Origin of the sequence: Methylophilus flavus, from assembly GCF_042678905.1 — a bacterium.
GTDB classification, from domain to species: Bacteria; Pseudomonadota; Gammaproteobacteria; order Burkholderiales; family Methylophilaceae; genus Methylophilus; species Methylophilus flavus.
On sequence record NZ_JBHTLN010000002.1, the window covers coordinates 435,852 to 454,777 of the forward strand.

Consider the following 18,926-nt stretch of genomic DNA (forward strand, 5'->3'; position numbering starts at 1 on the left):
CATGGCAGCAGCAAATATTTTGGTCGTAGAAGATGAACCGGCAATCCAGGAATTGCTTGCATTGAATATCAAGCAGGCTGGCCATCACGCGATTCGCGCAACCAGTGTTGAACATGCGCAAATGTTATTGCGGGAAACCATGCCTGACCTGATTCTGCTGGATTGGATGCTGCCGGGCATGAGTGGCATCGAGTTCGCCCGCCGCCTGAAATCTGACGGCCTGACAAAAGAAGTGCCTATCATCATGCTCACCGCCCGAGGCGACGAGTTCGATAAAGTACGCGGCCTGGAAGTCGGTGCCGATGACTATGTCACCAAACCATTCAGCCCGCGTGAACTGAATGCCCGTATCAAGGCCGTGTTGCGCCGCCGTGCGCCACAGATGACAGATGATCCGATTGAAATTGCGGGCTTGCACCTGGACCCGACGACCCACCGCGTCACCGGCCATAATGTGCATATCCCGCTCGGACCTACCGAATTCAAATTGCTGCACTTTTTCATGACCAACCCTGAGCGGGTGCACAGCCGCACACAGTTGCTGGACAAGGTCTGGGGTGACCGCGTATTCGTGGAGGACCGCACGGTCGATGTGCATATCCGTCGTCTGCGTAATGCACTGGTCGCGTCTAACCATCAGGACATGATCCAAACAGTGCGTGGTTCCGGCTACCGCTTCTCGGTGCATACTGATCCCGGCCAATAATCAATTTGCCTAAAGCCTGCGTTGTTGCAGGCTTTTTTGTTTGCAGGGCAGGGCGCGCTCTATCCTAAGGCCTGGCGTCGTGATACGCTTGCGAGTTCGTTTTTCATATTCATAAGCCTATGAAACCTGTGCCTGCCCAACTTTCTTCTGCCTCTACGCTTCGCCGGTTAACGCGACTCTTCTGGCTGGGCTTGATTGTCTGGGTCGCCTTAACCTTCAGGCAGCACGGCATCAGTAACGACGAGTATGTGCAGCATACTTATGGGCAGATGCTGCTGGACTGGTACCGCTCGGGATTCACTGACCAGGACGCTTTTCATTACCGTAATCTTTACCTGTATGGCGGCCTGTTCGATATCATTGCCGCCGCGCTGGATCCTTATATCCCCATCATGATCTGGGATATCCGCCACCTGCTCTCCGCCTTGTTTGGCCTGCTTGGCTTTTATGGGGTTTCCCGTTTTGCCCATCTGTTAGGCGGACAGCGCCTGGCCTTGTTGTCGATGACGATGTTGCTATTGACCGTTTCCTGGTCAGGCACCATGTTTACCCATACCAAAGATGTGCCTTTCGCTGCCTGCATGCTATGGGCGTTATACGCCACCGCGCTGGTGGCGCGTGATATGGAAAATATCAGTGGTAAAACCATTGTGCTATTGGGATTTGCAGTAGGCGGTGCGCTGGGCTTGCGTGTCGGCGGTGCCTTCGCTGTGATCTACCTTATTCTGTTGGTGGTTTGGCGCGCGTGGCTGGATCATATAAAAAACGGGTATCCTGTATTTTCCCGGTTGTTGCGTATGGTAGTGGTGTTGCTGCCGGCGGCAGTGCTGGCTTTCGTGTTTATGGCAATCTGCTGGCCATGGAGCGTGATTGACGTCGATAACATCTTCGAAGCCGCCGCATCGTTCTCACACTTTGATTTCAATATGCAGACCATGGTTAACGGTGTCATTTATAACATTGGCGACGTGCCACGCAGTTACCTGTTTCAGTATCTGGCGGTGAAACTGCCTGAAGCTGCCTTGTTGGGGCTGGCCGCTATCCCGGTAGTGTGGCTGTTGTGCAAGCACGCTTTAAAAGCGGCTGACATAGAGACGCGTATTGTGCTGCACACCCTGTTGCTGGGTATTCTATTCCCGCTGGGATTTGTCCTGAATGACAAGCCTGCACTTTACAATGGTGTGCGTCACTTTACTTTCCTGCTGCCACTGCTGGCAATTCTTGCCGCCTGGTCAGTGCTGTCGGTATGGCAAGCGCTGGCGAATAGCCACCTGAAGGCGCGAGCCACTTTCCAGGCATTGTGGGCAGGCGTGATCACCGGCCTGATGCTGGTGACACTGGTCGATATTATCCAGTTACACCCATATGAATATGTACGCCTGAACCGGCTCGCAGGTGACCAGAAACAGGCCCAGTTCAAGTGGGAAGAAGATTACTGGTCCAGCGCCTTGCGTGCAGCTGCCGATCAGTTGCTAAACTTGAAATTGCCCGCACGGCCAGGGCCTTATTGGGTAGGAGCATGTGTGGATACGCCGCAAATCGAGCCATACCTTGACGGCCGTTTCAGCGTCACGCGCAGGTGGGAAGAGGCAGATTTTTATCTTTCTACCACCAATATGCACTGCCATGAAGTCATGCAGGGCAAAGTGATCATCAATATCCAGCGGGAAGGGATGTCGCTGGCTGTAGTGAAAGACCGTCGCATGCTGCAAGGTAAAGATCGTTTGGCCACGCCCGCCAAAAACTAGATTTAATCCGCTACAATCTAACCAGTTCATTACCGAAGTAATGCCATGAAAATCACAGACTCTGCCCGCCCGACCGCCCAGCCGCATATCACGGTGATGGTACCGGCTTACAATGAAGAAAAAAACATTGCCAGTACACTGCAAAATATAGGCAGTGTTTTGCAGAAAATGTCTCCGCACTGGGATATCGTGGTGGTGGATGACGGCAGTCGCGACCAAACGGCGCAGGTGGTACAAACCCTGATAGACATCCACCATGTCACCCTGGTCAGGTTCTCGCGTAATTTCGGTAAAGAAAACGCCATCAGCGCCGGTTTAGGCTTTGCCAAAGGTGACCTGGTGATTTGTATGGATGCCGATGGCCAGCACGCCTCCGAGCTGATGTTTACCATGCTGGAGAAATGGCGTGAAGGCTATGACATGGTTTATGCCGTGCGTCAGGACCGAGAACAAGAATCCTCTTTCAAGCTTTGGGGCTCCCGCCTGTTTTACCGCATGATGAGTTCCAGCAGCCATATCGATATTCCGCGTGATGCCGGTGATTTTCGCCTGATGGATAGAAAAGTGGTGGATGCCCTGTGCGCGCTGCCAGAGCGTAACCGCTTCATGAAAGGTATTTATGCCTGGGTTGGCTATAAATCGATTGGTATCCCGTATACGCCTTTACCGAGGTTACATGGCGAAAGTGCTTATTCAAAACTCAAATTGATTGCGCTGGCGTGGACAGGCATTACCAGTTTTTCCGTATTGCCTTTACGGTTGGCCAGTCTGACCGGTGTGGTGCTGGCGTTGATAGCATTTGCCTATGGCGCAGTGGTCGTGATTGATGCTTTATTCTTTCATGAATCCATTCCAGGCTGGCCAACGATGATCGCCGGCATGATGTTTTTTGCCGGCGTGCAATTGTTGTTCATTGGTGTACTCGGTGAATACCTGGCGCGGGTGTATGACGAAGTCAAAGGCCGCCCGCCTTATATTGTGGCGGAAGTGGTAGAGCCGTTAACCTTTAAACCCGAAGCAGCTGTCAAACCGCCTCGTCGCCGTAAACCCAAAGTTGAAGTTTAGTGACTAAATGCGCGCTTCAGTATTAGGATTTGTCAGTGTAGGTGCCGTGGCTGCAGCTGTGCATTATGTGGTGGCCCTGTTGGCCCATGCGCTAGGTTTAGTGCCTTCAAATGCTAACTGGCTCGGTTTTCTTGCTGCATTCCCAGTCAGTTACATCGGGCATCGCTGGTGGTCTTTTCGCGGCACGCAAGCCGGGCACCAGCAAGCTTTTCCCAAATTTTTAGCCGTTGCCCTGCTGGGTTTTATGGGTAACCAGGCCCTGGTATGGTTGGCGCTTACTTACACGCCGTTGCCGTTCTGGTTTGTGTTGGGTTTTGTGATGGTGATTGTTGCAGTAAGCACCTGGCTGCTCAGCCGCTTCTGGGCATTTAAGCATGCGTGAGGGCTTGCAATGACTCGCGTGATTGTATGTGCAGACGATTTCGCACAGTCTGCAGCGATTGATGACGCCATTCTTGACCTCATCCAGCGCGGCGTACTCACGGCGACTTCGTGTATGACGCTGAGTCCTGCCTGGGTTGAAAGCGCGACCCGGTTAACACCTGATATTCGTGCCAAAGCGGATATTGGCCTGCATCTGGATTTCACGCAGTTTTCGCGAACGTTGCGGTTATCGCATCCCGTGCTAGTGTTACGCAGTCTGCTTGGTTTACTGGATCAACATGCGGTGCGCGCCAACATTCAGCAGCAGTTAAATGCCTTTGAACAGGCAACCGGCACCGCACCAGATTATGTGGACGGACATTTGCATGTACACCAGTTGCCCATGATCCGTGACGAGTTGCTAGCGGAAATGCAGCAGCGCTATGGAAAGTTACCAGTTTCCGAGCGGCCGTGGTTAAGGGTTTCCAGCCCGCCTGCGGGCAGTGGTTTCAAGGCAAGAATTATCCATTGGCTAGGCGCAAAAGCGTTGCAAACCAAAGCTAAACAATCAGGGTTTCTTGTGTCACCGCAATTACTGGGTGTCTACGATTTTCAAGGCGATGCTGCGGCCTATCAGGCACATTGGTTAACCTGGGCCAGGCAATTGAAACAATGCCCGGCGCCTGCCGAACATCGTTTGCCACCCGTATTGATGTGCCATCCTGCAAAACCATCTGATCTAGTCGATGGCAGCGATCCAATCGCAAAGGCACGCATTACTGAATGGCAAGTCATGCAATCCCCAGATTTTTCTACCTGGCTTTCTAAAGCTGATATCCAACCTGTGAAAGGGTCGCATTGAGTAGGTTCAAGCAATGGGCGCAATCAGCGCCACTCTGGCAACGCGCGTTATTGGCAGTCGCTTTGGGCGCGCTCACTGTTTTAGGTTTCGCGCCGTATTACCTGTTCTGGTTACCATGGTTGTCTTTAGCAATGCTGCTATTGCTATGGCAACAAGCCAGTACCGCAGGTCAGATATTCAAGCTGGGGCTGGCATTCGGCATTGGTTTATATTGCGTAGGCATTTACTGGATATATATCAGCCTGCATGATTTTGGCGGTATGCCCTGGTGGTTTGCCGGGTTCAGCACGTTTTGCCTGTGTGCATTTATGGCATTGTTCCCCGCACTGGCCGGGTATCTGGCAAAACGGTTGGGCAATCTATTGTGGGCAGCCCCTATCCTATGGGCCGTTTCAGACTGGGTGCGCAGCTGGATTTTTACCGGTTTTCCATGGCTCACCTTGGGTTATTCGCAAGCACCCTCCAGCCCTTTGGTCGGTTTTTTACCAGTTATCGGCGTGTATGGTGTTTCGGCGTTGACGGCAGTCATCGCTGCCAGTCTGGCCTATGCATGCCTGAATGCCGCCAATCGTTTACGTGCATTGGCGCTACCGGTTGTGTTGTTGGCGATTGGGAGTCTATTGGCTGTCATCCCGTGGAGCCGACCGGTCGGTCAGCCTGTTACTGTCGCCCTTTTACAGGGCAATATCAGTCAGACCATTAAATGGTCACCCGAGCAGGCGCAGCGTACCTTGCGGCAATACCTGGATATGGTGCGCATGGCGGAAGCGAAACTGATTGTGCTGCCCGAGACCGCTTTGCCTATGCTGGCCGACCAGATTGATCCCTCTTATCTGGCAGCACTGAAACAGCATGCCGTCAGTCAACAAGGGGATATCCTGCTCGGCGTAGTAGAAGCCAAAAATAACAATTACTACAACAGTGCTATCAGCGTGGGTGCGTCACCTGAGCAAGCTTATTCCAAAAGTCACCTGGTGCCGTTTGGTGAATATATTCCATTGAAAAGCTTATTCGGCTGGATATACGAGGACTTGTTGCATATGCCGCTCAGTGATCTGTCCCGCGGTACTTCCAGGAAGCCGCTGCACATTGCCGGGCAAAAAGTAGGTGTGAATATTTGCTATGAAGATGTGTTTGGTGAAGAGATCGCGCAGCAGCTGCCGGAAGCAGAATTACTGGTGAATATCAGCAATGACGCCTGGTACGGTAAATCGTTTGCGGCAGAACAGCATATGCAATTCAGCCAGGTGAGGGCGATTGAAACCGGGCGTATGGTGTTACGCAGCACCAATACCGGCGCCACTGCCATTATTGGTCAGGATGGGCAAGTCAGGCAGCATGCATCACACGATGAAGGTTTGATCCTGGTTGGCAAGGCGCAGAGTTATCAGGGAGCTACACCTTATGTGCAGTGGGGGAATTACCTGTTTATTATCCTGAGTATATTAGGGCTGGCGGCCGCTTTCCGGTATAAAGCCAAAGCATAGAATGCAAGTCAGAATTTAAGAGGTAATCAGTTCCTCCTGTAGCAAGAACTGTTTGATGACCATCTAACCACTTTTCCCACACGGCGAATCATTTCGTCGCTACCTGTAAATCAGGTAAAATCTGCCTTTTGCATTTCATCGGATCAGGCAAAATGGTGCTGACCTTTCAACAAATCATTTTAAAACTACAAGAATACTGGGATAAACAGGGTTGTACCTTGCTGCAACCCTATGACATGGAAGTCGGTGCAGGCACCAGCCATACTGCCACCTTCCTGCGCGCATTAGGCCCTGAACCGTGGAAGGCCGCCTATGTGCAACCTAGCCGTCGCCCAAAAGATGGCCGTTATGGCGAAAACCCTAATCGTCTGCAACACTACTACCAGTACCAGGTAGTGCTAAAACCGGCACCGGCCAATATTCTCGAACTGTATCTGGGCTCACTCGAAGCCCTGGGTTTCAACCTGAAAGAGAACGATATCCGTTTTGTGGAAGATGACTGGGAAAACCCGACCCTGGGTGCCTGGGGCCTGGGCTGGGAAGTCTGGCTGAATGGCATGGAAGTGACGCAATTTACTTACTTCCAGCAGGTCGGCGGCATCAATTGCAAACCGATCACCGGCGAAATCACCTACGGCCTGGAACGTCTGGCGATGTATCTGCAAGGTGTAGAAAACGTCTATGACTTAGAGTATTCACCTGGGGTGAAATACGGTGATGTGTTTCACCAGAATGAGGTTGAGCAATCTACCTATAACTTTGAACATTCCGATGTCGATTTCCTGTTTACCGCCTTTAACGCGCATGAAAAACAGGCCAAGCATCTGATGGAGGTGCAACTGGCCTTGCCTGCATACGAGCAGGTACTCAAGGCCGGGCATACGTTTAATTTGCTGGATGCACGTGGCGCCATTTCAGTCACCGAGCGTGCAGCCTATATTGGCCGTATCCGCAACCTGGCCCGTGCAGTCGCTGCGAGCTATCTCGATAGCCGCGCGCGTATGGGTTTTCCGATGGCACCTAAAGCATGGGCCGACGAAGTCATCGCCAAACTGGAAAGCGATAAAGCAGAACAAAATAAGAAAGCCGCCGCATGAGTACCCGCAATCTGTTAGTTGAATTGTTTGTAGAAGAACTGCCGCCCAAAGCGCTAAATAAATTAGGTGAGGCATTCAGTGGCGTATTGGCCGAAAGCCTGAAAGCGACCGGCTTGCTGGCCGATGGCAGTGCCGTGACTACGTTCGCTTCCCCTCGTCGCTTGGCCGCGCATATTACAAATGTAGCTGCCAGGGCTGCGGACAAGCAAGTCGAGCAAAAACTGATGCCAGCGACTGTGGGTCTGGATGCCAGCGGCAATGCAACACCTGCGTTGCTAAAGAAACTGCAGGCGCTGGGTGAAAACGAATCTGCGGTTGCCAGATTGCGAAAAGAAAATGATGGCAAAGCGGATATCCTGTTCCTGGATGCGACGCAGTCAGGTGCAAATCTGCAGGAAGGCCTGCAAAAAGCCCTTGATGACACGCTGGCCAAGTTGCCTATCCCTAAAGTGATGACTTACCAGATCAATGATGGCTGGCAAAGTGTCAATTTCGTGCGTCCGGCGCATGGCCTGGTGGCATTGCATGGCGATGAGATTATCCCTGTTTCAACTTTGGGTTTGACCGCAAGCAATACCACGCAAGGTCACCGTTTTGAAGCGAAGAATCCACTGGTGACACTCAGCTCTGCTGACACTTATGCGCAACAATTAGCTGAAGAAGGAGCTGTGATTGCCAGTTTTGCAGAGCGCCGTGCCGAGATTGTTAAACAGCTCGACACCGCGGCTGCTAAACAAAACCTCAAACCGATTGAAGATGATGCATTGCTGGATGAAGTGACTGCGCTGGTGGAACGTCCCAATGTGCTGCTCGGCCAGTTTGAAGAAGAGTTTCTGGCCGTGCCGCAGGAGTGCCTGATCCTGACCATGAAGGCCAATCAGAAATACTTCCCATTGCTGGATGCCAGCGGAAAACTGACCAACAAGTTTTTAATCGTTTCCAATATCAACCCGGCGGATGCCAGCAAAGTGATTGGTGGTAATGAGCGCGTGGTGCGTCCTCGCCTGGCCGATGCCAAGTTCTTCTTTGACCAGGATAGGAAAAAGACACTGGACAGCCGTTTGCCTGGCCTGGCGAAAGTGGTGTACCACAACAAGCTAGGTTCACAGGGTGAGCGGAACGAGCGTGTGGTGGCGATTGCCTCTGTGATTGCCCAGCAAATCGGGGGTGATGGATTTGTGGCAAAAGTCGCGCAAGCGGCACGTTTATCCAAAGTCGATTTGCTGACAGATATGGTCGGTGAATTCCCTGAGCTGCAAGGGATCATGGGCCGCTACTATGCGCAGCATGAAGGACTGGCCGATGATGTCGCCTATGCGATTGAAGACCACTACCGTCCGCGCTTTGCCGGTGATGACTTGCCACGTAGCCAGGTAGGTGTGGTGGTTGCCCTGGCAGACAAACTGGAAACCTTAGTCGGCTTATTCAGCATAGGCGAAAAACCAACCGGCGACAAAGATCCATTTGCTTTGCGTCGTCAGGCGCTGGGCATTTTGCGCATGCTGATGGAAACAGATTTGCCATTGGCATTCGACAAGCTGATTGCGCAAACATTAAGTGTATTTAACGGCAATGCGGATGTGGCGGAAGCGATCCAGGCATTCTGTTTTGACCGCCTGGCAGTTAACCTGCGCGATCAGGGCGCCAGCGCGCTGGAAGTGGATGCCGTACTGTCGTTGTCACCCAACCGGCTGGCAGAAGTGCCTCGCCGTTTAGCTGCGGTGCAGGCTTTCTCTAACTTGCCGGAAGCGCCAGCATTGGCAGCCGCTAACAAACGCGTCAGCAATATCCTGAAAAAAGTCGAAGGCGTAGTGACTGCGGAAGTGAACGCCAGCTTGCTACAGGAACCAGCCGAGAAAGCGCTACACCAGGCATTGGCAAATACTAAACCCAAGGCCGACCAGCTCTTTGAAACCGGTGATTATGCCGCTTCACTGCAAGCCTTGGCTGCGCTTAAAGCGCCGGTGGATACATTTTTTGAGGATGTCATGGTCAATGCAGAGGACCCTGCATTGAAGGCCAACCGTTTAGGCCTGCTGGCAACCTTGCATCAGGCCATGAACCGCGTAGCAGATTTATCGAAATTAGCCAGTTAATGTAAGACATTCCTGTTGTTCAGGAATGCCGGAGAAAGTTGATGAAACTCGTTATATTAGATCGTGATGGTGTCATTAACCAGGACAGCGCGACCTTTATTAAAAATCCCAACGAGTGGATCCCGATTCCCGGTAGCCTGGAAGCGATTGCCTTATTAAACCAGCGTGGTTACCGCGTCGCTGTAGCCACTAATCAGTCAGGCATTGCACGAGGCTATTTCGATATGGCTACCCTGAATGCCATTCACGAGAAAATGCATAAAGCTGTCGCACAGGCAGGTGGCAGGATAGATGCGGTATTCTATTGCCCGCATGCCGCCGGTGACAATTGCGCTTGCCGCAAACCAAAAACCGGCATGATAGAAGAGATCGGCCTGCGCTTTAATCTTGAGCTTAACAAAGTCGCTGGTGTCGGTGATGCCTTGCGCGACTTGCAGGCCTTTGCCGATGCCGGTTGCCAGCCTTACCTGGTACGCACCGGTAAAGGTGAGGAAACCAATAACCTGTCCACCGTGCCGCCTAATACCATTGTCGTCGCCGACCTGGCCGCTGCTGTGCAGGATATCATCGCAGGGGATAGGTAATGCGCCATGCGGTATTGTACGTACGTGCCCTGTTGTTTTATGTCGGGCTATTCGCACTGACTATCCCTTTTTCATTGTTTGCGCTGGTATTGATTCCGTTACCCTCAGCCGTTACGCGCTCGCGCTGGGTCAGTCTTTGGGCTGATAGTGTGTTGTGGTGGTTGAAAGTCACCTGCAATTTAAGCTACGAAGTCAAAGGCCGCGAGCATATCCCGGCCACGCCTTCCGTGATCCTGAGCAAACATCAATCTGCATGGGAAACCATCGCGTTGCAATGCATTTTTCCACCACAAGTGTGGGTGCTTAAAAGAGAGTTGCTGATTATCCCTTTTCTTGGCTGGGCTTTATGGGCGGTTGGCTCTATCCCCATCGACCGCAGTTCAGGCCGTGAGGCTTTGAAAAAATTGGTCAATCACGGCAAAGACAGGCTCAAGCGCGGCTTATGGGTGGTGATTTTCCCTGAAGGCACACGTACTGCGCCAGGTGTGCGCAGCAAATACCATATCGGCGGTGCATGGCTGGCTACGCATAGCAACAGTGCCGTGGTCCCGGTCGCGCACAATGCCGGACGCTACTGGCGCAAGAGTTCTATCTTGAAATACCCTGGTGTCATACAGGTAGTCATTGGTGCACCGATTGATACCACAGGCCTGAAGCCGGATGCCGTCAATAAGCTGGTGGAAGACTGGATAGAAACGGAGATGCAGTCTCTGTGATTGCCGCCATATGATAGAGCAGGTGCTGCAATTGCCTGACGGGCAAACCATTCCCTACCAGCTTGATTTGCGGGTACGCAGAACCATAGGTCTTAAAATCACTGCGCAAGGCCTGGTGGTGCATGCGCCGAAACGTATCGGCGCCAGCCAGCTGCAACAGGTGTTGCTGCAAAAAGCCAGCTGGATACAGCAAAAACTCGCCTTGCGAGAAGTGAACCAGGTGAGCCCCATGCAGTGGGTGGATGGTGAACCATTGATGTTTATGGGGCAGGATATTGTGTTATCCCTGCAGCATCATGCCACTAATAAAGCGGTCATCCTGCAGGGTAACCAGTTGTTAGTCAGGTCGCCGCAGATCGATCAGCAGGCATTTGTCGCCCGCAAAGTATTACAGTGGTTTGCCCAGCAAGCCTTGCCGGATTTCACGCGGCGGGTAGAACTGGTGGCGGCACAGATGGGTGAAAAAGTGAATTCTGTAGCGCTGTCGAATGCGCGTTCACGCTGGGGAAGCTGCAATAGCCGCAAGCAGATCCGCCTGAACTGGCGCTTGATACAGGCACCACCCCATATTATTCAATACGTGATCTGTCATGAAATGGCCCATCTCAGGGAGATGAACCATTCAGCCAGGTTTTATGCAGTGCAGGCCAGCCTGTTTCCCAATCATGTGCAGGCGGAAAAAGAATTGAAGTCACTGTCAGCGATCTTGCACCGCATGGCCTGATCAGGCAGGTTAATGCCTGACTGCACATTACCAGACACGATATTCCTGGCCCGTCTCAAACCCTTCCACACTTCTCTGATAAGCTAGTGCCACTTTGGCGCCCGGAGCCGCTTCCAGGCCAGGAAACGCCGCGCCATAGATATGCCATGATTCCTCGAGCACCGTAGGGCTGACCACATTAATACGGCGGTCTTGCTTCAACTCAAGCGCTGCGCCTTTGACAAAACCATCCACTGCGGCATTCACGGTTGAAAAGTTGGTGCCACCAAAGGTCGGGTTGTGGCTAAGGCTACCGCTGGTCAAAGTAATGGAGCCGCCTTCGTTGAGGTAATGCTGGCCGATCAAGGTGATATTCACCTGGCCTAGTAATTTACTGTGCAGGCCCAGGGTGAACTGGTCTGAAGTCATCTCTTTCATGGCGCCGAAATGCACATCACCCGCAGTCACCACAATCGCATCTACTTTTCCGACCTGCTCGAATAATTGCCGGATACTGCTTTCACTGCTGATATCCACTTGAAACTGCCCACTGGTTTTGCCCACTTCAATGATCTCGTGGCGTGATGCCAGATTCTGTTTGACCAGTTTGCCTATGGTGCCGTTGGCACCTATGAGTAAGACTTTCATGTGTTTCTCCAGAAATTAAAATGTGTGAACGCATTGTCCATGATTAATTCATGCAGATAAATCATGTAATATTAAAAATATATTGTCTTTAAAGTCATCAATATGGATAGATTTTTAAGTATGGAAGTCTTTGTGACTGCGGTGGAAAGCGGAAGTTTTACCGTGTCGGCCACCTTGTTGAAGATGACGCCGTCCATGATCAGCAAACATATCAGTGCCCTGGAAAAACGCCTGGGCACGCCACTGCTGCAACGCACCACACGCCGCCAGCATCTGACCGAAGCCGGTCAAGCCTATTACGAACAATGCAAACAGATCATGGTGCACGTGGCGGCGGCTGAAGCGGGTGTCGAAGCCATGAGCAGCCACCCGAAAGGGATGTTGCGCGTGAGTGCCTCAGTCTGGTTTGGCTCGCTGACACTGGCGCCACTGGCATGTGATTACCTGAAAGTGTATCCGGAGGTGAATCTGCAGCTGTCGCTGACGGACAGGTATGTAGATATTGTAGATGAAGGCTATGATGTCGCTATCCGCATCGGCAATCTGGCTGATTCGTCGCTGATTGCGCGAAAACTGAGCATGTTTGAAGTCGCCATTTGTGCTTCACCTGACTATTTGCAGCAATATGGTATCCCGCAAACACCTGAAGATTTATTACAGCATCAATGCCTAGGGTTCAGCAATTGGCATAGTCAGGGTGGCTGGAAGCAGATTAGCCCGTATTTAAATATTTCTTCGGCACTGCGTTTCGAATCGGATAATAGCCAGGCCTTACGCGTCGCTGCAGTCAAAGGGCTGGGGATTATTTTAACGCCAAGGGCACTGTTGAAAGCAGACATAGAGGCGGGGCGACTGATAGAGTTACTCCCCGATTACACACCAACTGCCAGGCCTATACATGCGGTATACCCGCGCAACCGGCAGTCGCAACCCAAACTCACTACCTTTGTGGATTACCTGATTTCAGCATTCAGCGAGACTGCTTGATGACCGCCACCAGCTGGTCTAGCACCATGCTCCAGCCTTGCTGGAAACCCATCGCTTCATGCCGTTGTTTAGAGGCAGGGCTAGTGTGCAAAGCATAAGCTGTGTAGCGGGTGCCGGTAGCGGTTGCTTCCAGCACAATACTGGCCGTCATCAGTAACTCTGCGCACTCATGTCCTGGTGACGGTTCCAGGCCCTTTGCTGGTCGGAAGCCGGGTTCCAGCGCATTCGTCCAGCTCAGTTTCTTGTTGGGGATAAGCTCAAGGTAACAGCCGGTGTTCGGAAACTGCTGTCCTTCAGGCGATTGCATCACCGTATGGAAACGACCGCCAGGTGTCAGGTCCATTTCACATTCCACTGTTTTCCATGGCAGCGGGCAGAACCATTGTTTGAGGTGTTCCGGGGTGGTCCATGCATGCCATATTTCTTCAGGGGATACATCGACTTCTCGTTCAAGGATCAAATCCAGTTCCGGGTTGATTTCAATCGTCATACCGCTTCTCCTTTAAGTGTCATAAAACGCTATGCACGGTTTAGCCCGAAAAGGTTAGTGGGCAGCGCAGGCTAGTGTGTTCTGTTCGCCAGCCAGATACCAGTGAATATCGTCAGCATACCCAGAAGTTGATACAAGTGGAATGTTTCCCGTAATAGCAGCGTGGAAAGCACAGAGCCAAAGATGGGCATGGCATGAATAAAAACACTGGCGCGCACAGAACCTATCAGGGTAACGGCTTTAGAGTAAGCCAGCAATGCAATCACTGAGGGGAAGATGCCGATATAAGCCAGTATCCAAAGGGTATGCGGGTTTTCTAAATGGACAATAGTGGTCTGGCTCTCCCAAAGGTAAAGCGGCAATAGAAATATGAGGGCGATCATGACCTGACATAACATTAGCCCGGTACGATTGATGGCTGCCGGAATCTCCTTAACCCATAATGTGTACAAGGCCCAGAACACCATCGCCAGGAAAATAATCACATCGCCTTCTGCGAAAGCCAGTGTTAAAAGCACTTGCAAATCGCCATGGGAAACAACCACTAACACGCCCGTCAGCGACACCAGCAGCCCGGTCAGCTGGCTGGAAGCGAGGGTTTGCCGGTAAAACAAAAAACCGAATATCGCGACCAGGAATGGGATGAATGAATTCAGGATAATGCCGTTGGTGGCGCTGGTCGTGTGCAAGCCCCAATACACCAGTAAATTGAAGGCAGCAACGCCGGTGATGGCTGTACCGAAAATGTGCCAGCGATATGCATAGTAATGAACGCGGTCTCGCAAAAAAGGCTTCAGGGCAAAAGGCAGCAGACACAGAAACGCAATGCTCCAGCGGATCAGGGATAAAGTGACTGGCGGCACTGCGGCATTAATGGCACGTCCGGCAATAAAATTGCCCGCCCACAACAGGGGTGGCAGTAATAACAATAATAGTATGCGCCAATGTAATGGTGCGACTGGGTTATCTTGCATTGAAGTCTTTTAAGTGGGATGTGCCAAGATTGCAAAAATGGATGGCAGTATAGAGATTGTAAGTGGCCAGGCAGCCAGTTGCAAAGCGTAAACAATAAAATGCAAAAAGGGGCTTTAAAGCCCCTTTTCAAATATTTGATGTAGAGTTGTAGTTACGCAGCGCCCAATTGGACCGGCGTTAACTGGATCAGTTTTTTGACCAGGCCAGGGTGCTGTTCGGCATGAGCCTCTTTCAGGCAGGCTTTTGCGCAACTGACACATTTTCCACAGTCGGCACCGACGCCTAGCTGCTCTTTCAAATGCTTAACGGTTTTGGCGCCTTGCCTGACTGCCTGATGCACCTGGCGCTCGGTCACTGCATTACATACGCAAACGTACATATCATCTCAAGTTAAGTTACTAATGATAATTATTATCATTTATTGAGAGATTGTCAAGCGTAGTTTGGTTCCGGCAAGGCGTGAAAAAAGCCGCAAAAGCGGCTTAATTCAGGTGTTCAAAACGACTCGTGACTAATCGGATTCTATCTGTGTTTGCAGGTAGTTCGGTAATGTCACATCTGCAATCAGACGCTGCTGGGTTTCCAGCCAGTCTATGGCTTCCTCGCAGGCTTCCAGCAATTCAGTCAGCAAATCACGCGTGACATAATCCTGCAGTTTTTCTGCTTCGGCAATCGCTTCGACCAATTGTGGACGCTGCACTTCTCTTTCGAAGCTCAGGTCGCCTTGCAGGCATTCCACCACTTCTTCACCAATCAGAAGTTTGCCCAGGTTTTGCAGGTTAGGCAGGCCATCCAGAAACAGGATGCGTTCAATCACTTCGTCGGCTTCCTTCATGACGCGGATAGATTGCTTGTACTGATAGTCGTTCAGTCTTTCCAGACCCCATTTCCTGAACATGCGTGCATGCAGGAAATACTGGTTGATAGAGGTCAGCTGATTTTTAAGCACTTTGTTCAAAGTGCTGATAATCTGTTTTTCGCCTTTCATGCGGTCTCCTTAAACTGCAACAGCAGGGCCGTCGCCCATCTGGCTTTGGCAATAGTTTTCAATGCCAATCAGTTTGATCAGGCTTAATTGTTTTTCCAGCCAGTAAGCGTGGTCCATTTCGGTATCTTCCAGTTGCACCAGCAGCATTTCTTTGGTCACAAAATCCTGCGCATGCTCACAAGCTTCCATGGCTTTTTTCAGATGCTTGACCACGGCATATTCCAGGTCAAGGTCAGATTCCAGCATGGATTTCACATCTTTACCAATATGGATTGGGTCACGCTTGGTCAGGTTAGGGGTGCCTTCCAGAAACAGGATGCGCTGGATCAGCGCGCGGGCATGTTCACGTTCATGCAGTGATTCGTGGAGGATGCGCTGGGAAATCACACCCAGGCCCATGTCGGCATACATTTCACCGTGAATCAGATACTGGTCGGTAGCGGTTAACTCGCCTGCCAGTAAATCATTCAGAATATCAACAATTTTTTTATCGCCTTTCATCATCGGCTCCTGTATGCATTTTCAATGAAGTGCATGATACAGGAAAATGAAAAGTATGCAATAAAAAATATTATGTAACTTATTGATTTAAAATGAGTTTTTAAACAATAATATAAATGAAAATCGTTCTTGATCCCGCATTTTCCAACAGCGCTTAATGCCTGCTCAACACTAGATTAGCAGCTGCAAATCATGCGCGATATTAGCTGGTTTTTCACCATAACCCAGGTAAATGCGCGGGGCACCGGTTTTATCAAATACATATAACCCGGCGCTGTGATCCATGGTGTAACCAGACTTGCCCGTTTCCGCGACTTTCGCGGCATAGACTTTATATTCCGACAGGTTGGCGGCAACTTCAGCGGGCGTGCCGCGCAGGCCAATAAATCTTGCATCAAAGCCCGGTACGAATTGCGCGAGGACTTCCTGCGTGTCACGTTCCGGGTCTACGGTGACAAATAACACCTGTACATCATTGGCCTTCTCTCCCAGCAGTTTCATGGTTTGCTTAAGGTCGCTCATGGTGGTGGGGCACACATCCGGGCAGTGGGTATAACCAAAAAACAGCACGATGACCTTGCCTTTGAAATCATCAATACTGCGTAATTTTCCGGTATGGTCAGTCAGGGTCAGTGGTTTGCCAAACTGGGTGCCGGTCAGGTCGGTGCCGATAAAGCTGGAAGTTTTATCGGGTTGGCAACCCGCCAGCAGGCTAGTCAGCAATGCTGCGATAAACCAAACCCATAGGAAACGAGCGCGCATACAAAAATCCTTGTAAATCATCATTGAAATGGATTTTAGCATAGGCGAAAAGGGTGCAGATTGGTTTACAATAATGGTTTTTGACGATAGACGGATTAGAGGCGAGTTTAAATGGCAATACCGAGTTCGATGGCAGACCGTGACGGCGTAATCTGGTACGACGGCAAAATGGTCAACTGGCGTGATGCCACTACCCATGTATTAACCCACACTTTGCATTATGGCATGGGCGTGTTTGAAGGCGTACGCGCTTACAAAACAGACAAAGGCACGGCCATTTTCCGTTTGAAAGAGCATACCGACCGCCTGTTCCGCAGTGCGCATATTTTGGGTATGAAAATGCCGTTTGATAAAGCGACCCTGGTTGAAGCGCAGCGCGCAGCCGTGCGCGAAAATAATCTTGAATCCGCTTATATGCGCCCGATGGCATTTTACGGTGCCGAGGCGATGGGTATTTCTGCTAAAACATTATCTACCCACGTGATTGTCGGTGCCTGGAGCTGGGGTGCCTACATGGGTGAAGAAGCGATTACCAAAGGTATCCGCGTCAAGACTTCTTCATTCGCACGTCACCACGTCAATATCACCATGTGTAAAGCCAAAGCGAACGGCAACTATATGAACAGTATCCTCGCGCATCAGGAAGCTGCTCAGGATGGTTACCAGGAAGCGTTGTTGCTGGATGTGGATGGTTTTGTGGCTGAAGGTTCTGGCGAGAACATTTTCATTATCCGTAATGGCAAGCTGTATACGCCGGATCTGACTTCTGCTCTGGAAGGCATCACCCGCGATACCATCATCACACTGGCTAAAGACGAGCTGGGCCTGGAAGTGATTGAGAAACGCATCACCCGTGACGAAGTCTATAGCGCGGATGAAGCTTTCTTTACCGGTACGGCGGCTGAAGTCACGCCTATCCGTGAACTGGATAACCGTGCCATTGGTGAAGGTACACGCGGCCCTATCACTGAAAAACTGCAAAGCCTGTATTTTGATGTGGTTAAAGGCAAAAACGCCAAATATGAGCACTGGCTGACGTTGGTTTAAGTCACTGTTTTGAATCGCTGTGCGGGAGAAACTGAATGTCTGATGTAAAAGAGTTTGAAGTGGATGGCAATGATCTGCCATTGCATTGCCCGACCAAAGAAGTGGCTTTATGGGCTTCACATCCACGCGTATTTCTGGATGTGGCGAAAACCGGGCAAGTAGCCTGCCCTTATTGCGGCACGAAATTCAAGCTCAAGCCTGGCACCCAAGTGCATCATCACTGAAGCATGAGTCATTAAACAAAACCCACGCAATGCGTGGGTTTTGTTCATATTGTTCCAAGTATTTGCCAGAGCTGCTGCATCACGCGTTGTGTTTCTTCAGAGCCACTGGTTAAAAATACCGGTTTTAATTCTGATGGTTCATCCTGCGCATTGCCTAAAAATGGATCTTTGACGGGATGAAGTAAATTTTTTTCTGCCAAAACTTGTTGTAAGCGCTTCGCTACTGCTGCGCCTGTATCAATCAGTGTCACCTGCGGACCGACAATGTTCTGGATGTGCGCACGCACAAAAGGGTAATGTGTGCAGCCTAGGACTATCGTATCGGCGCCAGCGGCCATCAGTGGCTGGCAATAGGTTTCGAGTAAAGCAATCGTGTGTGGATTATCCAGCTGTCCTTGCTCTATGCACTCGACCAGCCCGACACAGGCTTGAGTCACCACTTGTACGCCATGCCCGTAATGTTCGAGCAACGCGGCGAATTGCGCGCTTTGCAATGTGCCCGTGGTGGCAAGCACGCCTATGATGCTGTTTTTACTGGCTGCAGCGGCGGGTTTTACGGCGGGCTCCATGCCTATGATGGGCAAAGGAAAGTGTTCGCGCAATGGGCTGATGGCCGCGGCAGTGGCGGTATTACAGGCGACTACCAAGGCTTTGGCGCCTTGCGCGATCAACGTGTCGGCGATGGCAAAGCAGCGTTGCTGGATTTTTATGGCAGATTGATTGCCATAAGGAGCATAGGCGCTGTCCGCATAATAGATAAAATGCTCGTGCGGCAGTTGGCGCGTGAGGTGTTTGAGAACGGTCAATCCGCCTACACCTGAATCCATCACGCCGACCGGGGCGTTCACTGCAATCGCTGGGCACATCGAAATGGCAC

22 protein-coding genes are annotated in these 18,926 nt (G+C 51.2%); 14 read left to right on the forward strand and 8 right to left on the reverse strand.

Annotation, left to right across the window (positions count from 1 at the left end; translation table 11 throughout):
* Position 1: 1 nt before the first annotated feature.
* The 11 genes from phoB (at position 2) to ACFQ2T_RS12115 (ending at position 11,448) form a co-directional block, all read left to right on the forward strand.
* Complete coding sequence (gene phoB, locus ACFQ2T_RS12065; RefSeq protein WP_055827933.1) at positions 2 to 706, forward strand: phosphate regulon transcriptional regulator PhoB; 705 nt, start codon at positions 2 to 4, stop codon at positions 704 to 706.
* 119 nt (positions 707 to 825) lie between these two features.
* Entirely contained in the window at positions 826 to 2,454 is a 1,629-nt protein-coding gene (locus ACFQ2T_RS12070; protein WP_379034750.1) for a hypothetical protein, read from the forward strand.
* Between the two features lie 45 nt (positions 2,455 to 2,499).
* Entirely contained in the window at positions 2,500 to 3,519 is a 1,020-nt protein-coding gene (locus ACFQ2T_RS12075) for a glycosyltransferase family 2 protein (protein ID WP_379034752.1), read from the forward strand.
* A gap of 7 nt (positions 3,520 to 3,526) precedes the next feature.
* Complete coding sequence (locus ACFQ2T_RS12080) at positions 3,527 to 3,901, forward strand: GtrA family protein (RefSeq protein ID WP_379034754.1); 375 nt, start codon at positions 3,527 to 3,529, stop codon at positions 3,899 to 3,901.
* Positions 3,902 to 3,910: 9 nt separating this feature from the next.
* On the forward strand, positions 3,911 to 4,744 hold the full coding sequence (locus tag ACFQ2T_RS12085; RefSeq protein WP_379034756.1) for a ChbG/HpnK family deacetylase: 834 nt from the start codon (positions 3,911 to 3,913) through the stop codon (positions 4,742 to 4,744).
* Positions 4,741 to 6,231 carry an apolipoprotein N-acyltransferase gene (gene lnt / locus ACFQ2T_RS12090; RefSeq protein WP_379034758.1) on the forward strand — a complete coding sequence of 497 codons (1,491 nt, stop codon included), beginning with the start codon at positions 4,741 to 4,743 and terminating at the stop codon, positions 6,229 to 6,231. Before ACFQ2T_RS12085 ends, lnt begins: the two co-directional genes overlap by 4 nt.
* A 155-nt stretch (positions 6,232 to 6,386) precedes the next feature.
* Entirely contained in the window at positions 6,387 to 7,328 is a 942-nt protein-coding gene (gene glyQ / locus ACFQ2T_RS12095; RefSeq protein WP_379035171.1) for a glycine--tRNA ligase subunit alpha, read from the forward strand.
* The gene (gene glyS, locus ACFQ2T_RS12100; protein WP_379034760.1) at positions 7,325 to 9,424 is read left to right on the forward strand and encodes a glycine--tRNA ligase subunit beta; all 2,100 of its coding nucleotides are present in this window, start codon (positions 7,325 to 7,327) and stop codon (positions 9,422 to 9,424) included. Before glyQ ends, glyS begins: the two co-directional genes overlap by 4 nt.
* A 41-nt stretch (positions 9,425 to 9,465) precedes the next feature.
* The gene (gmhB, locus tag ACFQ2T_RS12105) at positions 9,466 to 10,008 is read left to right on the forward strand and encodes a D-glycero-beta-D-manno-heptose 1,7-bisphosphate 7-phosphatase (protein WP_379034762.1); all 543 of its coding nucleotides are present in this window, start codon (positions 9,466 to 9,468) and stop codon (positions 10,006 to 10,008) included.
* Positions 10,008 to 10,724, forward strand: coding sequence for a lysophospholipid acyltransferase family protein (locus tag ACFQ2T_RS12110; protein ID WP_379034764.1), 717 nt, complete (start codon positions 10,008 to 10,010; stop codon positions 10,722 to 10,724). The genes gmhB and ACFQ2T_RS12110 overlap by 1 nt, the downstream gene beginning before the upstream one ends.
* Before the next feature lie 10 nt (positions 10,725 to 10,734).
* Complete coding sequence (locus tag ACFQ2T_RS12115) at positions 10,735 to 11,448, forward strand: M48 family metallopeptidase (RefSeq protein WP_379034766.1); 714 nt, start codon at positions 10,735 to 10,737, stop codon at positions 11,446 to 11,448.
* 27 nt (positions 11,449 to 11,475) lie between these two features.
* Here ACFQ2T_RS12115 and ACFQ2T_RS12120 read toward each other — a convergent pair whose 3' ends face one another.
* Positions 11,476 to 12,075, reverse strand: coding sequence for a short chain dehydrogenase (locus ACFQ2T_RS12120; RefSeq protein WP_379034768.1), 600 nt, complete (start codon positions 12,073 to 12,075; stop codon positions 11,476 to 11,478).
* A gap of 102 nt (positions 12,076 to 12,177) precedes the next feature.
* Here ACFQ2T_RS12120 and ACFQ2T_RS12125 point away from each other — a divergent pair, with 102 nt between their 5' ends.
* Positions 12,178 to 13,062, forward strand: a complete 885-nt coding sequence (locus ACFQ2T_RS12125; RefSeq protein WP_379034770.1) for a LysR family transcriptional regulator — start codon at positions 12,178 to 12,180, stop codon at positions 13,060 to 13,062.
* On the opposite strand, the gene ACFQ2T_RS12130 is transcribed toward ACFQ2T_RS12125, so the two are convergent.
* From ACFQ2T_RS12130 to ACFQ2T_RS12155, 6 genes are all read right to left on the reverse strand, one after another.
* A complete protein-coding gene (locus ACFQ2T_RS12130) occupies positions 13,046 to 13,552 on the reverse strand; it encodes an SRPBCC family protein (protein ID WP_379034772.1) in 507 nt (168 codons plus the stop codon). The genes ACFQ2T_RS12125 and ACFQ2T_RS12130 overlap by 17 nt on opposite strands.
* A gap of 71 nt (positions 13,553 to 13,623) precedes the next feature.
* Entirely contained in the window at positions 13,624 to 14,526 is a 903-nt protein-coding gene (locus ACFQ2T_RS12135) for a DMT family transporter (protein WP_379034774.1), read from the reverse strand.
* A 152-nt stretch (positions 14,527 to 14,678) separates the two neighbouring features.
* On the reverse strand, positions 14,679 to 14,906 hold the full coding sequence (locus tag ACFQ2T_RS12140) for a (2Fe-2S)-binding protein (RefSeq protein ID WP_379034776.1): 228 nt from the start codon (positions 14,904 to 14,906) through the stop codon (positions 14,679 to 14,681).
* A 132-nt stretch (positions 14,907 to 15,038) separates the two neighbouring features.
* Positions 15,039 to 15,515 carry a bacterioferritin gene (gene bfr / locus ACFQ2T_RS12145; RefSeq protein WP_379034778.1) on the reverse strand — a complete coding sequence of 159 codons (477 nt, stop codon included), beginning with the start codon at positions 15,513 to 15,515 and terminating at the stop codon, positions 15,039 to 15,041.
* Positions 15,516 to 15,524: 9 nt separating this feature from the next.
* Positions 15,525 to 16,016: a bacterioferritin gene (bfr, locus tag ACFQ2T_RS12150; protein WP_379034780.1), complete on the reverse strand. Its 492-nt coding sequence runs from the start codon at positions 16,014 to 16,016 to the stop codon at positions 15,525 to 15,527.
* Positions 16,017 to 16,187: 171 nt separating this feature from the next.
* On the reverse strand, positions 16,188 to 16,778 hold the full coding sequence (locus ACFQ2T_RS12155) for an SCO family protein (protein WP_379034782.1): 591 nt from the start codon (positions 16,776 to 16,778) through the stop codon (positions 16,188 to 16,190).
* Positions 16,779 to 16,907: 129 nt separating this feature from the next.
* Here ACFQ2T_RS12155 and ACFQ2T_RS12160 point away from each other — a divergent pair, with 129 nt between their 5' ends.
* Both ACFQ2T_RS12160 and ACFQ2T_RS12165 read left to right on the forward strand, forming a co-directional pair.
* The gene (locus ACFQ2T_RS12160) at positions 16,908 to 17,825 is read left to right on the forward strand and encodes a branched-chain amino acid transaminase (protein WP_379035173.1); all 918 of its coding nucleotides are present in this window, start codon (positions 16,908 to 16,910) and stop codon (positions 17,823 to 17,825) included.
* Between the two features lie 35 nt (positions 17,826 to 17,860).
* On the forward strand, positions 17,861 to 18,049 hold the full coding sequence (locus ACFQ2T_RS12165; protein ID WP_379034784.1) for a zinc-finger domain-containing protein: 189 nt from the start codon (positions 17,861 to 17,863) through the stop codon (positions 18,047 to 18,049).
* A gap of 44 nt (positions 18,050 to 18,093) precedes the next feature.
* On the opposite strand, the gene murI is transcribed toward ACFQ2T_RS12165, so the two are convergent.
* The gene (gene murI, locus ACFQ2T_RS12170; protein ID WP_379034786.1) at positions 18,094 to 18,915 is read right to left on the reverse strand and encodes a glutamate racemase; all 822 of its coding nucleotides are present in this window, start codon (positions 18,913 to 18,915) and stop codon (positions 18,094 to 18,096) included.
* Positions 18,916 to 18,926: the final 11 nt, after the last annotated feature.

Coding starts and splice junctions, on each gene's coding strand:
- ACFQ2T_RS12075 (WP_379034752.1), top strand. CDS start 2,500: ATGAAAATCACAGACTCTGCCCGCCCGACCGCCCAGCCGCATATCACG.
- bfr (WP_379034780.1), bottom strand. CDS start 16,016: ATGAAAGGCGATAAAAAAATTGTTGATATTCTGAATGATTTACTGGCA.
- ACFQ2T_RS12125 (WP_379034770.1), top strand. CDS start 12,178: ATGGATAGATTTTTAAGTATGGAAGTCTTTGTGACTGCGGTGGAAAGC.
- murI (WP_379034786.1), bottom strand. CDS start 18,915: ATGTGCCCAGCGATTGCAGTGAACGCCCCGGTCGGCGTGATGGATTCA.
- bfr (WP_379034778.1), bottom strand. CDS start 15,515: ATGAAAGGCGAAAAACAGATTATCAGCACTTTGAACAAAGTGCTTAAA.
- ACFQ2T_RS12080 (WP_379034754.1), top strand. CDS start 3,527: ATGCGCGCTTCAGTATTAGGATTTGTCAGTGTAGGTGCCGTGGCTGCA.
- ACFQ2T_RS12155 (WP_379034782.1), bottom strand. CDS start 16,778: ATGCGCGCTCGTTTCCTATGGGTTTGGTTTATCGCAGCATTGCTGACT.
- ACFQ2T_RS12120 (WP_379034768.1), bottom strand. CDS start 12,075: ATGAAAGTCTTACTCATAGGTGCCAACGGCACCATAGGCAAACTGGTC.
- ACFQ2T_RS12140 (WP_379034776.1), bottom strand. CDS start 14,906: ATGTACGTTTGCGTATGTAATGCAGTGACCGAGCGCCAGGTGCATCAG.
- glyS (WP_379034760.1), top strand. CDS start 7,325: ATGAGTACCCGCAATCTGTTAGTTGAATTGTTTGTAGAAGAACTGCCG.
- ACFQ2T_RS12135 (WP_379034774.1), bottom strand. CDS start 14,526: ATGCAAGATAACCCAGTCGCACCATTACATTGGCGCATACTATTATTG.
- ACFQ2T_RS12160 (WP_379035173.1), top strand. CDS start 16,908: ATGGCAGACCGTGACGGCGTAATCTGGTACGACGGCAAAATGGTCAAC.
- ACFQ2T_RS12070 (WP_379034750.1), top strand. CDS start 826: ATGAAACCTGTGCCTGCCCAACTTTCTTCTGCCTCTACGCTTCGCCGG.
- ACFQ2T_RS12130 (WP_379034772.1), bottom strand. CDS start 13,552: ATGACGATTGAAATCAACCCGGAACTGGATTTGATCCTTGAACGAGAA.
- phoB (WP_055827933.1), top strand. CDS start 2: ATGGCAGCAGCAAATATTTTGGTCGTAGAAGATGAACCGGCAATCCAG.
- ACFQ2T_RS12165 (WP_379034784.1), top strand. CDS start 17,861: ATGTCTGATGTAAAAGAGTTTGAAGTGGATGGCAATGATCTGCCATTG.
- ACFQ2T_RS12110 (WP_379034764.1), top strand. CDS start 10,008: ATGCGCCATGCGGTATTGTACGTACGTGCCCTGTTGTTTTATGTCGGG.
- ACFQ2T_RS12115 (WP_379034766.1), top strand. CDS start 10,735: ATGATAGAGCAGGTGCTGCAATTGCCTGACGGGCAAACCATTCCCTAC.
- ACFQ2T_RS12085 (WP_379034756.1), top strand. CDS start 3,911: ATGACTCGCGTGATTGTATGTGCAGACGATTTCGCACAGTCTGCAGCG.
- gmhB (WP_379034762.1), top strand. CDS start 9,466: ATGAAACTCGTTATATTAGATCGTGATGGTGTCATTAACCAGGACAGC.